Origin of the sequence: Janibacter limosus (genome assembly GCF_004295485.1) — a bacterium.
In the GTDB taxonomy this organism is placed as follows: Bacteria; Actinomycetota; Actinomycetes; order Actinomycetales; family Dermatophilaceae; genus Janibacter; species Janibacter limosus_A.
In genome coordinates, this window is sequence record NZ_CP036164.1 from 371656 (window position 1) to 384192 (window position 12537).

Genomic DNA, 12537 nt, shown 5'->3' on the forward strand with positions numbered 1-12537 from the left:
GACCGTAGGCTGGCGCCCGTGAGACGACTCCTCTTCATCGCCAACGCCTCAGCGGGCACGTCGGACCGCGAGAGCCAGGACGCCGCGCTGGCAGTGCTGCGAGCCGATGCCGAGGTCGAGGTCGTCGAGACCGAGTCGATCGACGAGCTCACCGAGGCCGTCGCCGGACGCGACGGCCGCGAGGTCGTCATCGCAGGCGGCGACGGATCGCTCCACGCCTTCGTCACGGCCCTGTGCCGCACCGGTGACCTGGGCGAGGACCCGCCGACCGTGGGCCTGCTGCCCATGGGCACCGGCAACGACTTCGCCCGGTCGGTCGACCTGCCCACGGACCCCGCCGAGGCCGCGCGGGTCGTCCTGGCCAGCCCGGTCCAGCCCGTCGACGTCCTCATCGACGACGACGACAACCTCGTCGCCAACGCCGTGCACATCGGCGTCGGTGAGGAGGCCGGACGCATCGCGGCCCCGTGGAAGGAGCGCCTGGGCAAGGTGCACCTGGGGATCATCGGCTACGCCATCGGGGGGATCGCTGCGGGCTTCGGCCAGCAGGGACGCCACCTCGAGATCATCGCGGACGACGAGGTGGTCAGCGACGGCAGCCGCCGAGTGCTGCAGGTCGCCATCACGATCGGCACGAGCGTCGGTGGCGGCACCGAGCTGGCGCCTGACGCCCGACCCGGAGACGGGCTCGCCGAGGTCGTGGTGTCCTACGCCGTGGCCCCCGCCCGCCGCGCCCGCTACGCCCTGCGTCTGAGCCGGGGCACCCACACCGAGCTCGACGACGTCGTCACCACCCGGGCGCGCACCGTCACCGTCCGCGGGCGCCACCACGACGTCGCCGCCAACTCCGACGGCGAGGAGCTCAGCCCGGCTCGGGAGCGCACCTGGCGCGTCGTGCCCGAGGCCTACCGGTTGCACACGCCGGAGACGACGCGATGAGCCTTCGGTGGCACCCCGACCGGTTGCGCACGCGTGTGCTCGACGCGCTCGTCGCGCCGCAGCGCAGCGACGCAGTCGCCCGGTCGCGTGTCGCCAGGGCGGCGCGCGAGCGGTTCGTCTCCGGCGACTCGATCGACGAGGCCGTCGTCACCGCCGCCTGGCTGCGGCGCACCAACCGGCTCGCTGCCATTCACCCGCTCCTGCCCGAGGCCACTGACGCCGCGGGCGTCGAGGTCACCGTGTCCGAGGCGGTGACCGCGATCGAGCGGGTCGCGCCGGTGACCTCCGGAGGTGACTACCGGTCGGAGATCTACCTCGCTCCCGAGCAGCTGGCCCTGGGGGTCGACCCGGGCCTGGCTGCCGATGCCCTGCACCGGGTCTGCGTCGCCGGTGACGATCACCGGGTCGACGTGACCCTCCGATCCGGCCCGCACGACGATATCGACGCTCTGCTGGATCTCGTCCGAGGGGCGCGTCAGGAGCACCCCCGCCTCACGACCTCTCTCGTCGCCCGCCGCCACCGCAGCGAGGCCGATGCCCTCGCGCTCGCGTCCTCGGGTGCCCGGGTGCGGCTGGTCCGCGGTGGCGCGGGTGAGCCCCGCTCTATCGCGTGGGAGGACCCGCACGAGGTGGACCTGGCCTTTGCCCGATGCCTCGCGACGCTCCTCGGCAGCGGCGTGCACACGGTGGTGGCGACGCACGAGCCGACCCTCCTCGACCTGGCTGACGGCCTCGCCGACCAGTCCGGCCGAGGCCCGGAAGGGCTCGAGTACCAGTTCTTCCTCGGCGCCGACTCCGACCTGCAGCTGCGCACCGCGGACGCCGGGCACCGCGTCCGCGTGCTCGTCCCCTACGGTCCCGGTTGGCTCGAGCACCTCCACGACCTCGCCCGCCGCCCCTCCGGGGTGCGCCGTCTCGTCGAGACGCTGAGCGGCAGGGCATGACGACCCCCCACCACCCACGAGCAGGAGCAGAGATGACGACCGCGATCTACGGAGTCGGCGCCATGGGCGGCGCGATCCTCGAGGCACTCACGGCCGATGGCGAAGGGGAGGTCCTCGCCGTCGAGGGGGCGGCGGAGCGGGCCGAGAGCCTGCGTCGGCAGTACGCCGACCGGGCGGGCGTCGAGGTCGTCGACGCCACGACCGCGGCGTCACGCGCGGACGTGCACCTCGTCGTCGTCAAGCCCTACTCCGTGGCGGGCCTGCTCGCGCAGCTGGCTCCCTCCCTTCGCCCGGGGTCGATCGTCCTCTGCCTGGCCCTCGGCGTCTCGCTCGCCGACCTGGCCGAGGCGCTGCCCGACGGCGTGGCCGCGATCCGCGGCATGCCCAACACCCCGGCCCGCGTCGGTCAGGGGATGACGGTGCTCAGCCCCGCCGACGACGTCACCGACGAGCAGCTGCAGCAGGTGCGTGACCTGCTCGCGCCCACCGGCGAGACCATCGTCCTGCCGGAGTCCCAGCAGGGCGTGGCGACGGCACTGTCGGGCTCGGCCCCGGCCTACTTCTACCTCGTCGTCGAGGCCATGGTCGACGCGGGCGTCGCCCGGGGGCTCACCCGCTCCGACGCGCTCGCGCTCGCGGGGCAGGCCGCCCGCGGCGCCGGCGCCATGCTCGTCGAGACGGGCGAGGAGGCCGCTCTGCTGCGCGCAGCGGTCACCTCACCCGGGGGTTCGACGGCCGCAGCCCTGGCGCGGCTCGAGGCCCACGCGGTCCGGCACGCCTTCGCGGACGCCGTGGACGCCTGCACCGACCGAGCGAGCTGATGGACCACGGGTGGGCAGTGCGCCGGCTCTCCGGCGACGACTGGCAGCGCCACCGGGCCGTCCGGCTCGCGATGCTCCTCGACCAGCCGGACGCCTACGGGAGCACCTTCGCCCGTGAGGAGGCCTTCGACGAGACCACGTGGCGTCAGCGGCTCGAGCACCCCGTCTTCCTCGCCGAGCGCGACGCGGGACTGCCGCTGGGTGCGGCCACCCTCTACCGCCCCGACGAGTCCCACGACCCCGAGATCGTCGCCATGTGGGTCGCCGGGCACGCGCGGGGACAGGGCATCGCGGATGCCCTCGTGCAGGCCTGCGTCGACCTCGCCGGCGATCGCGGCGACGCGGTCGTGCGGCTCCACGTCATGCGCGACAACCCGCGGGCCGTGGCCTTCTACGAGCGGGCCGGGTTCGCCTTCGACGGGTCAGCCGGTGACGTCGAGGGGTGCGACCGGATGAGCCGTCACCTCCCCGGGTGAGGTGAACAGTTCATGACCCGGCAGGTCAATCCGCTCGCGAGGATGAGAGACTCACGCCATGAGTGAGATCACCGTGCGCGCACTGACCGAGGATGAGTGGGAGACCTACCGCAGCCTTCGTCTGGAAGCCCTGCAGGAATCTCCGGAGGCCTTCGTGGCCGACCACGCCGCCGAGGCCGCCGAGGCCGAGGACTTCTGGCGGGCCCGGATGGGCCGCAGTGACCGGCTCGTGGCCGAGGCCGAGGGCAAGCGGCTGGGGGTCGTCAGCCTGGGGGCCGCCGAGGACAACGACTCCGAGGACGCCGGTCAGCTCTTCGGCCTGTGGGTCCACCCCGAGTGGCGGGGACGCGGCGTCGCCGCGGAGCTCGTGGGGCAGAGCGCCAGGCTCGCCGAGCGCAAGGGCCTGCGCCAGCTCTTCTACTGGGTCGGGTCCGACAACGGCCGCGCGGTCGCCTTCGCCTCGAGCTTTGGCTTCCGCCCCACCGACGACCGCCGTCCCATGCGCGTGGCCACCGCCGACGGCCAGGACGAGCAGGAGATCGCGCTCGTCCTCGCCCTGGGCGAGGACCGCGGCTGACCCAGCCCGCACGACGACCGGTGGCCCGCTCCCTTCGCTCGAAGGGGGCGGGCCACCGTGCTCGGTGGGGTCGACCTCAGGGGCGAGCGGCCATCCGCTCGATGAGCGCCGTGGGGCCACTGACGATGATCAGGTCGCCGTTGCGCACCTTGGTCTCCGGGCGCGCATAGGTGAAGTCCTGACCGGGTGACTTCACCCCGACCACGGTCACGCCGTACTTGCTGCGGATCGAGGACTGCTCGAGCGTGAAGCCCACGGCCTCCTGGGGCGGCGTCATCTTGACGATCGCGAAGCCGTCGTCGAACTCGATGTAGTCCATCAGGCGGCTGCCGATGAGGTGCGCCAGGCGCTTGCCCGACTCGATCTCGGGGGAGAGGACGTGGTGGACGCCGATCCGGTTGAGGATGCGGGCGTGCTCGGGGCTGACCGCCTTGGCCCACACCTTGGGGGCCTCACCGTCGATGAGGTTGACCGCGGCGAGCACGCTCGCCTCGATCGAGGACCCGATGGCCAGGACGCTGGCGGAGAAGGCGTGCGGCTTCAGCTCCTCGATCGTCGTCACCGAGGTCGCGTCGCCCTGGACGATCCGCCCGACGCGGCCCAGGTAGGCCTCGGCCAGCGAGGGGTCGAGCTCGAGCGCGGTCACCCGGTTGCCCAGACGGTGCAGCTCGGTGGCCACCGCGCCGCCGAAGCGGCCGAGGCCGAGGACGAGGACGTCCTCGTTGTGCAGACGCATGCGCGGCACGCGGTCCTCCGATCATCAGGGGGTCGTGGGATACGACACTAGCCGGGGTAGCGTTCCGGATCATGAGCACACAGGCGTGCGCCATCTGGGGCGAGGACTTCACGCGTTACGACTTCGGGGTGGGTCACCCGATGTCACCGATCCGCCTCGATCTCACGGCCCGGCTGTGCCGAGAGCTCGGGATCTTCGACGACATGGACGTCGTCGACGTCGAGCCGGCGAGCGACGACGTGCTGAGGACCGTCCACGACGGCGACTACATCGAGGCGGTCAAGAGGATCTCGGCCGACCCCACGACAGCCGACGGGCAGTGGGGGATCGGCACCGACGACGTGCCCGCCTTCGCCGGCATCCACGAGTCGAGCGCTCGCATCGTGGCCGGCAGCATCGAGGCAGCACGACGCGTGTGGACCGGCGAGGCGGAGCACGCGGTCAACTTCACCGGTGGGATGCACCACGCCATGCGGGGCAGGGCGGCCGGCTTCTGCATCTACAACGACATCGCCGCCGCCATCACCTGGCTGCTCGAGCAGGGCGTCGAGCGGGTGGCCTACGTCGACGTCGACGTCCACCACGGCGACGGGGTGCAGGAGATCTTCTACGACGACCCGCGCGTGCTCACGGTCTCGGTCCACGAGTCGGGGCGCACCCTCTTCCCCGGCACGGGCTGGCCCGGTGACACCGGCGGTCCGGGTGCCGAGGGCACCGCGGTCAACGTCGCGCTGCCCCCGGGAGTCACCGACGGACCCTGGCTGCGGGCGATCACGTCGGTGGCCGCCCCGGTCGTCCGGGCCTTCGCGCCGCAGGTCTTGGTCACCCAGCACGGGTGTGACACCCACAAGGACGACCCGCTCGCGCACATGGCGCTCTCGCTCGACGCGCAGCGGCAGGCCGCCGTCAACCTGCATCGGCTCGCGCACGAGGTGGCCGACGGGCGGTGGCTGGCGGTCGGAGGGGGCGGCTACGACATCGCGAGCGCCGTCCCGCGCGCCTGGGCGCACCTGACGGCCATCGCGGCGCACAAGCCGGTACCGCCCTCCACCGAGACCCCACAGGCCTGGCGCGACCACGTCGAGCTGGTCGCCGGGCAGGCAGGTCCCGCCCGCATGGGTGACCTCCCCGACAAGGACCTGCCGATCTGGGTGCAGCCGTGGGCGATGGGCTACAACCCGCACAGCGGGGTCGACCGGGCCGTGATGGCCACCCGCGAGGCGGTCTTCCCCGTGCACGGTCTCGACGTCTGGTATGACTGACGGCCCTGATCCGGATTCAGATCCGGACGTCATTTCGCCAGAATCGTCCCGTCCTGTCGGCGTGTCGGGTGGACGTGAGCGCAGATTTGCTCCGTCCCGTCTTCACAGTTGTCACATCTGCCCCTATGGTTGTCCTCTGCAGGGCTCGTCGAGATCCGCCGGCACCGGTCGGCGGCGCGGTCCTGCGGATATCGAGGTGATCATGTCCAACGACCGACTGGGTGAGGTGCGTTTTCTCACCGTGGCTGAGGTCGCGTCGATCATGCGGGTGTCGAAGATGACGGTCTACCGCATGGTCCACAACGGTGACCTGCCGGCCGTTCGCGTCGGGCGCAGCTTCCGGGTCCCCGAGGACGCCGTGCACACGTACCTCGAGACCTCGTTCGTCGAGACGGCCTGACCCTCGGCAGTGCACTGCACGGGAGCCCTGCAGAGGGCCCCTGCACGGAGCATCGCGACGGAGCGGATAGACTCTGTCGTCTGACTCGTTCTCGGTGGGGCCTGCGACTGCAGGACTGGCATCGCTCGAGGCACCACCGTCAGCACTGATCTCGACACGAAGGAACATCCGCATGGGTTCTGTCATCAAGAAGCGGCGCAAGCGCATGGCGAAGAAGAAGCACCGCAAGTTGCTGCGCAAGACGCGCCACCAGCGTCGCAACAAGAAGTGACCTCACGAAGGGGGCCCGCCGCATCGCGGACGGGCCCCCTTCGTCGTCCCCCGCCGTCGGGTGATCCCTGTCTCTCATCGCCCCTGGCGGCCCCTTGCCCCTCCCGCCGAGGTCGTCGCGAGACTAGGCTGCGGCCCAGTCCATGACCTGTGGTCGTCAGTCCCCAAGGAAGGTGTTCCGGTGCCCGAGACCGTTCTCGTCGCAGGGGTCTCCCGTCATCTCGGCGGTGCCTTCGCGCGCCGCCTGAGCCGTGACGACTCCGTGGGCCGGATCATCGGCGTCGACGTCGTGCCCCCGCGGCACGGGATCGGCCGCGCGGAGTTCATGCGGGCCGACATCCGCAGCCCCCTCATCGGCCGGATCATCTCGGGCAACGACGTCGACACCGTCGTGCACATGGGCGTCGTCGCGACCCCGCGGGCTGGTGGCGGGCGGGCCACGCAAAAAGAGGTCAACGTCATCGGGACGATGCAGCTCCTGGCCGCGTGCCAGCGAGCCGAGTCGGTCACCAAGCTGGTCGTGAAGTCGACCGCCGGCGTCTACGGGTCGAGCCCGCGGGACCCGGCGATGTTCACCGAGGACATGTCGGCGAAGAAGATGCCCAGCTCGGGCTGGGCCCGTGACAGCGTCGAGGTCGAGGGCTATGTCCGTGGGCTCTCCCGCAGACGTCCCGACATCGAGATCACCACCCTGCGCTTTGCCAACGTCATCGGCCCGCGGATCCGCACCGCCTTCACCGACCACTTCAGCCTGCCGGTCATCCCCATCCCCTTCGGCTACGACGCCCGTCTCCAGTTCGTCCACGAGGACGACTGCGTGGCCGCGCTCGTGCGCGCCATCGAGCTGCCCGGACTGGGCGCGGTCAACGTCGCCGGTGACGGGATCATCACCGCCAGCCAGGCGGCCAACCTCGCCGGGCGCCCCTTCGTGCTCGTCCCGCGGATGGCCACCGGCAGCGTCACCGACCTGGCCAAGAGGTTCGGACTCATCGACATCGGCTCCGACCAGCTCGACCTGCTGAGCTTCGGTCGCGGGCTGGACACCACCCGCATGCGCGAGGACCTCGGCTTCGAGCCGGCCTACACGACGCGCGCCGCCTACGAGGACTACGCCCGCGCGACGAAGGGGAGGGTCTTCGACCGGTTGCCCTTCGCCCAGCCCGGATGGTCGGCCGTGCAGGCCGCCGAGGCCGCGCTGCGGGCCGTGACGCCCACCCCCGAGAGTGAGAAGTGATGGCCGACAGCACCCGCGCCACCAGCACCACGTCCGCGACCAAGAAGCCCGGGGCGAGCAAGGCCACGGCCTCGAGGACGGCCACCAAGACGCCGGCCAAGAAGACGCCGGCCAAGAAGGCGACTGCGAAGAAGGCGACTGCGAAGAAGGCGACTGCGAAGACGCCGACCGCCCGCAAGGCACCGGCCAAGAAGGCGGCTGCGAAGAAGGCCTCCACGACGGCCCCCGCTCGCAAGGCGCCCGCCGCGAAGGCAGCCCGGCCCAGCGCGGTCTCCGCGGCAGCCGACCGGGCCGGCGGCGAGCGCGCCCGTCGGCGCAGCACCCCCCTTCTCACCGGTCCCTCGGCCCAGGCGCCCACGCGCTCGGGTGCCACCGCACGGTCCAAGACGTCGTCCACCCGGGCGTCGAGCACGTCGCGCAAGCCCACGCTCACCGTGGTTCCCGGCCCCGACGGGTCGCCCCCGGCGGCCCGGCGCACCGCGCCGGCCAAGAGCTCGACCCGACGCCGGCCCCCCACCCGACGGACGGACTCCGCTGCTCGTCCGGCGCCCGCCGCCCGCCCCGCGGACCTGTCGTCGTCGCAGGGCACCCCCGAGAGCGGACAGGCCGTCGTGCCGGGTCTGGCCGAGCTGCTGTCGGTGCTGCTGTCCGCCGGTCAGATGACCTCACGCACCCTGGGCCACGCCGCGGGCGCGGCAGCGGGGGAGGGCTGGGAGCGCCGGTTCACCGAGACCCTCCACTTCCTCCAGCGGCGGGTCAAGGGCGACTACGCGGTCGACGACTTCGGCTTCGACGAGGACTTCACCATCCACACCGTCTTCCCGGTGCTGCGGCTGCTGAAGGACAAGTGGTTCCGCATCGAGGTGCGCGGGATCGAGAACATCCCGGCCGACACCGGGGCCCTGCTCGTGTCCAACCACTCGGGCACGGTCGCGATCGACTCGATCATGACCCAGCTGGCCATCCACGACGCCCACCCGCAGCGGCGCTTCCTGCGCATGCTCGGTGCCGACCTCGTCTTCCAGCTGCCGGTCGTGGGCGACTTCGCGCGCAAGACGGGTGCGACCCTCGCGTCCGCGGCGGACGCGGACCGGCTCATGCGGGGCGGCGAGCTCGTCGGCGTGTGGCCCGAGGGCTTCAAGGGTGTCGGCAAGCCCTTCCGGGAGCGCTACAAGCTGCAGCGCTTCGGTCGTGGCGGCTTCGTCTCGGCGGCGATCAAGGCCGAGGTCCCGATCATCCCGTGCTCCGTCGTCGGGGCCGAGGAGGTCTACCCGATGATCGGCAACATGAAGACGGTGGCCCGCCTGCTCGGCGCGCCCTATGCCCCGATCACGCCCTTCTTCCCGCTGCTCGGCCCGCTGGGCCTGATCCCGCTGCCGAGCAAGTGGATCATCGAGTTCGGTGAGCCCATCGACACCGCGTCCCTCGGCCCGGACGCAGCCGAGGACCCGATGCTCGTCTTCGAGATCACCGACCAGGTGCGCGAGACGATCCAGCAGACCTTGTACTCGGTCCTGGTGACGCGGCGCTCGGTCTTCTTCTAGGAGGCGCGGTGAGCCCCCTTCCTGCTGCCCGCGTCGTCATGGTCGGCCGCGAGGGCTGCCACCTGTGCGACGTGGCCCGCGAGGTCATCGAGCGGGTCGTGGCGCAGACCGGTGACAGCTTCGCCGAGGTCGACATCGACGCCGACCCCGAGCTGTCCCGGTACACCGACGAGGTGCCGGTCACCTTCGTCGACGGGCGCCAGCACGACTACTGGCGGGTGGACGAAGGGCGGTTGCGCGCGGCGCTGCAGCAGTGACCGGGCCGCGTGTCCACGGACCGTGCGCGACTTTGTGCATTTGTTCACAAGAGCGTAATCTCGTGGTGTTCGGTCCTCAGGTGGCGTTCGCCCCTGGACCGGGAGAGGAGCCCGAGCCAAGCCGTGTCCGTCGATCAGGCCGCCAAGCGCGACATCCCCGACGCGACGGTTGCCCGACTCCCCGGATACCTGCGGGCGCTGGGTCAGCTCACCGCCCAGGACGTGCTCTCCGTCTCCTCCGAGGAGCTCGCGCACAGCGCCGGGGTCAGCTCGGCCAAGCTGCGCAAGGACCTCAGCCACCTCGGCTCCTACGGTGTGCGCGGCGTCGGCTACGACGTGGCCCACCTGACCTACCAGATCTCACGCGCCCTCGGCCTGACCCACGACTGGCCCGTCGTCATCGTCGGCATGGGCAACCTCGGCCGCGCGCTGGCCTCGTACGGCGGGTTCGCGACCAAGGGCTTCAAGGTCGTGGCGCTCCTCGACCGCGACCGTGCGCTGGCCGGTGAGCGGCTCGACGAGCTGACGATCCAGCCGATGGACGCGCTGACCGCCGTCGTGACGCCCGGTGAGGCCTGCATCGGTGTCATCGCCACCCCGGCTGCCTCGGCCCAGGACGTCGCGGACCTGCTCTCCGCCGCCGGCGTCACCTCCATCCTCAACTTCGCTGCCACCGCGATCCAGGTTCCCGAAGGGGTCCACATGCGCAAGGTCGATCTGTCCACCGAGCTGCAGATCCTTGCCTTCCACGAGCAGCAACGCTCCGGTGCCGTGTCCGACGACCTGCTGGAGGAGATCGGCTGATGAGTCTCCTCGCCTTCGGCCTCAACCACCGCCGTGCCCCGATCTCCGTCCTGGAGCGGGCAGCGCTCGACGAGACGAGCCTGTCGCAGATCATCGAGGCGGCGACGGCCAGCCCCGACATCAGCGAGCACCTGGTCGTCGCGACCTGCAACCGCACCGAGATCTATGCCGAGGTCACCGCCTTCCACGGCGCGGTCGCCGACCTCACCGCGGCGCTGACGCAGGCCACGGACATCACCCAGGACGACCTCAAGGCACACCTGGACCTGCACTACGGCGACGCCGCGGTGGCCCACGTCTTCAATGTCGCGGCCGGGCTCGACTCGATGGCGGTCGGCGAGTCCCAGATCCTGGGTCAGCTGCGTGATGCCCTCGGCCGCGGGCAGAGCGAGGGCCACGTCGGGACCAACCTCAACGCCCTCGTCCAGCAGGCGCTGCGCACCGGCAAGCGGGTGCACTCCGAGACCGCCATCGACGAGGTCTCCCGCTCGCTCGTGGGCGAGGGCCTCGACGCCGCCGAGGAGCACGTCGGCGCGCTGGCCGGCGCACACGTCCTCGTCGTGGGGGCGGGCGCGATGAGCGCCCTCGCCGCGACCAGCGCGATCCGCCGAGGGGTCGCCGAGCTGACCGTCGTCAACCGGACGCACGAGCGCGGCGTCTCCCTCGCCGAGCGCCTGGGGGCGCGAGCCCGCCCGGCCCACGAGCTCGCGCAGGCACTCGCCGACGCCGACGTCGTCATCTCCTGCACCGGGTCCACCGGGTTGGCGATCACGCTGCCCGACGTCGCCGACGCCCAGGTCGCGCGCGGCGGGCTCCCGCAGGCCTTCATCGACCTCGCGCTGCCCCACGACATCGCGCACGAGGTGGCCGACCTCAGCGAGGTCACCCGTCTGGGGCTCGCCGAGCTGGGCGACCGACTCGGGCCCGGGGGCTCGGTCCCCGAGGTCGAGGAGGCCCGCACGATCGTCGGCGACGCCGTGACCAAGCACCTGGGCCAGCGCGCGGCCAGCATCGCAGGCCCCACCGTGCGCGCCCTGCGCAGCGCCGCCCAGCAGGTCGTCGAGCGCGAGCTGGCCCGGCTGGGTCAGCGCACGCCCGGGATGAGCGAGAGCGACCGCGCGGAGGTCGACCGCGCCGTGCACCGCATCGTCGAGAAGCTGCTGCACGCGCCCACCGTCCGCGCCAAGGAGCTGGCCAGCGATGGCCGCTTCGGCGAGTACGAGGACGCGCTGCACCAGCTCTTCGACCTCCACGCCGAAGGAGGTGCCCTGTGACCTCCCTTCGTCTCGGAACCCGTCGCTCGGCCCTGGCCATGACCCAGTCGGGTCACGTCGCCGACGCGCTGCGGGCGGCCGGCCACGAGGTCGAGCTGGTGGAGATCGTCACCGAAGGCGACACCAACCGCGCGTCGCTCGCGAGCATGGGCGGCACCGGCGTCTTCGCCACCGCCCTGCGCGAGGCGATGCACGCCGGTGAGATCGACCTCGCCGTGCACTCGCTCAAGGACCTGCCGACCGCCCCGGCCCCGGGGCTGGTCGTCGCCGCGATCCCCGCCCGGGTCGACCCGCGTGATGCCCTGTGCGCCCGCGACGGCCTCACCCTGGGTGAGCTCGGCGAGGGTGCGGTCATCGGGACCGGCTCGCCTCGCCGCCGCGCGCAGCTCGCGGCCCTCGGCCTTGGTCTGGAGTTCCGCGACATCCGCGGCAACCTCGGCACCCGCTTGGCCATGGTCGGCTCCGACGAGGGCCAGCTCGACGCCGTCGTGCTCGCCTCCGCCGGCCTGACCCGCCTCGGTCTGCGCGAGCAGATCACCGAGCTGCTCGAGCCGATCCAGATGCTGCCCGCTCCCGGGCAGGGCGCCCTGGCCGTCGAGTGCCGTGAGGGTGACGAGCAGGTGCTCGCCGCCCTTCACCTACTCGACCACGAGGACACCCGCGCCGCCGTCACCGCCGAGCGCGGTGTCCTCGCGGAGCTCGAAGCCGGGTGTGCCGCCCCCATCGGCGCCCTCGCCGAGATCGTCGACGACGTCGACGGCCTCGTCATCTCCCTCCGGGCCGTGGTCACTGCGACCGACGGCTCCGCAGATCTGCGCCGGTCCATCACCGGCCCGATGGCCGAGGCAGAGGACCTCGGTCGTCGTCTCGCCCGCACCCTCGTCGCCGACGGCGCCCCAGAGCTCGCCGACCTGCAAGCCACCCACCCCTCGACCGCTTCGGAGCATGTCCAGTGACCCCCCAGCGCTCTGCCGCAACCCCCTCCGCCGCCTCCCGCCG

General features: G+C 72.0%; 15 protein-coding genes. 14 read left to right on the forward strand and 1 reads right to left on the reverse strand.

Annotated elements, in window-relative coordinates; all coding sequences use genetic code 11:
* Positions 1-18 precede the first annotated feature (18 nt).
* From EXU32_RS01815 to EXU32_RS01835, 5 genes are read left to right on the forward strand one after another with little or no spacing between them, the layout of a single operon-like run.
* A complete protein-coding gene (locus EXU32_RS01815; protein ID WP_130628359.1) occupies positions 19-939 on the forward strand; it encodes a diacylglycerol/lipid kinase family protein in 921 nt (306 codons plus the stop codon).
* Positions 936-1883: a hypothetical protein gene (locus EXU32_RS01820; RefSeq protein ID WP_130628360.1), complete on the forward strand. Its 948-nt coding sequence runs from the start codon at positions 936-938 to the stop codon at positions 1881-1883. The genes EXU32_RS01815 and EXU32_RS01820 overlap by 4 nt, the downstream gene beginning before the upstream one ends.
* Positions 1884-1915: 32 nt before the next feature.
* Positions 1916-2704 carry a pyrroline-5-carboxylate reductase gene (gene proC, locus EXU32_RS01825; RefSeq protein WP_165399537.1) on the forward strand — a complete coding sequence of 263 codons (789 nt, stop codon included), beginning with the start codon at positions 1916-1918 and terminating at the stop codon, positions 2702-2704.
* Positions 2704-3180, forward strand: a complete 477-nt coding sequence (locus EXU32_RS01830; RefSeq protein ID WP_130628362.1) for a GNAT family N-acetyltransferase — start codon at positions 2704-2706, stop codon at positions 3178-3180. Before proC ends, EXU32_RS01830 begins: the two co-directional genes overlap by 1 nt.
* Positions 3181-3238: 58 nt before the next feature.
* Positions 3239-3757: a GNAT family N-acetyltransferase gene (locus EXU32_RS01835; RefSeq protein WP_130628363.1), complete on the forward strand. Its 519-nt coding sequence runs from the start codon at positions 3239-3241 to the stop codon at positions 3755-3757.
* A gap of 76 nt (positions 3758-3833) precedes the next feature.
* On the opposite strand, the gene EXU32_RS01840 is transcribed toward EXU32_RS01835, so the two are convergent.
* On the reverse strand, positions 3834-4493 hold the full coding sequence (locus EXU32_RS01840) for a potassium channel family protein (protein WP_431603035.1): 660 nt from the start codon (positions 4491-4493) through the stop codon (positions 3834-3836).
* Between the two features lie 71 nt (positions 4494-4564).
* On the opposite strand from EXU32_RS01840, the gene EXU32_RS01845 reads away from it, so the two are divergent.
* From EXU32_RS01845 to hemC, 9 genes are all read left to right on the forward strand, one after another.
* Positions 4565-5755 carry an acetoin utilization protein AcuC gene (locus EXU32_RS01845; RefSeq protein WP_130628365.1) on the forward strand — a complete coding sequence of 397 codons (1191 nt, stop codon included), beginning with the start codon at positions 4565-4567 and terminating at the stop codon, positions 5753-5755.
* Positions 5756-5957: 202 nt separating this feature from the next.
* Positions 5958-6155, forward strand: a complete 198-nt coding sequence (locus EXU32_RS01850) for a helix-turn-helix domain-containing protein (protein WP_068315878.1) — start codon at positions 5958-5960, stop codon at positions 6153-6155.
* Positions 6156-6327: 172 nt separating this feature from the next.
* Entirely contained in the window at positions 6328-6426 is a 99-nt protein-coding gene (locus EXU32_RS01855) for a 30S ribosomal protein bS22 (RefSeq protein ID WP_003792170.1), read from the forward strand.
* 180 nt (positions 6427-6606) lie between these two features.
* Positions 6607-7659 (forward strand): NAD-dependent epimerase/dehydratase family protein, encoded by a 1053-nt coding sequence (locus tag EXU32_RS01860; protein WP_130628366.1) that lies wholly within the window; start codon positions 6607-6609, stop codon positions 7657-7659.
* On the forward strand, positions 7659-9203 hold the full coding sequence (locus tag EXU32_RS01865) for a lysophospholipid acyltransferase family protein (protein ID WP_130628367.1): 1545 nt from the start codon (positions 7659-7661) through the stop codon (positions 9201-9203). Before EXU32_RS01860 ends, EXU32_RS01865 begins: the two co-directional genes overlap by 1 nt.
* 8 nt (positions 9204-9211) lie before the next feature.
* Entirely contained in the window at positions 9212-9460 is a 249-nt protein-coding gene (locus EXU32_RS01870; protein ID WP_347400286.1) for a glutaredoxin family protein, read from the forward strand.
* A 123-nt stretch (positions 9461-9583) separates the two neighbouring features.
* The gene (locus EXU32_RS01875; RefSeq protein WP_130628368.1) at positions 9584-10264 is read left to right on the forward strand and encodes a redox-sensing transcriptional repressor Rex; all 681 of its coding nucleotides are present in this window, start codon (positions 9584-9586) and stop codon (positions 10262-10264) included.
* A complete protein-coding gene (locus tag EXU32_RS01880) occupies positions 10264-11538 on the forward strand; it encodes a glutamyl-tRNA reductase (protein ID WP_130628369.1) in 1275 nt (424 codons plus the stop codon). The genes EXU32_RS01875 and EXU32_RS01880 overlap by 1 nt, the downstream gene beginning before the upstream one ends.
* Complete coding sequence (gene hemC, locus EXU32_RS01885; protein ID WP_130628370.1) at positions 11535-12494, forward strand: hydroxymethylbilane synthase; 960 nt, start codon at positions 11535-11537, stop codon at positions 12492-12494. The genes EXU32_RS01880 and hemC overlap by 4 nt, the downstream gene beginning before the upstream one ends.
* Positions 12495-12537: the final 43 nt, after the last annotated feature.

Coding starts and splice junctions, on each gene's coding strand:
- EXU32_RS01820 (WP_130628360.1), top strand. CDS start 936: ATGAGCCTTCGGTGGCACCCCGACCGGTTGCGCACGCGTGTGCTCGAC.
- proC (WP_165399537.1), top strand. CDS start 1,916: ATGACGACCGCGATCTACGGAGTCGGCGCCATGGGCGGCGCGATCCTC.
- EXU32_RS01830 (WP_130628362.1), top strand. CDS start 2,704: ATGGACCACGGGTGGGCAGTGCGCCGGCTCTCCGGCGACGACTGGCAG.
- EXU32_RS01835 (WP_130628363.1), top strand. CDS start 3,239: ATGAGTGAGATCACCGTGCGCGCACTGACCGAGGATGAGTGGGAGACC.
- EXU32_RS01840 (WP_431603035.1), bottom strand. CDS start 4,493: ATGCGTCTGCACAACGAGGACGTCCTCGTCCTCGGCCTCGGCCGCTTC.
- EXU32_RS01845 (WP_130628365.1), top strand. CDS start 4,565: ATGAGCACACAGGCGTGCGCCATCTGGGGCGAGGACTTCACGCGTTAC.
- EXU32_RS01850 (WP_068315878.1), top strand. CDS start 5,958: ATGTCCAACGACCGACTGGGTGAGGTGCGTTTTCTCACCGTGGCTGAG.
- EXU32_RS01855 (WP_003792170.1), top strand. CDS start 6,328: ATGGGTTCTGTCATCAAGAAGCGGCGCAAGCGCATGGCGAAGAAGAAG.
- EXU32_RS01865 (WP_130628367.1), top strand. CDS start 7,659: ATGGCCGACAGCACCCGCGCCACCAGCACCACGTCCGCGACCAAGAAG.
- EXU32_RS01880 (WP_130628369.1), top strand. CDS start 10,264: ATGAGTCTCCTCGCCTTCGGCCTCAACCACCGCCGTGCCCCGATCTCC.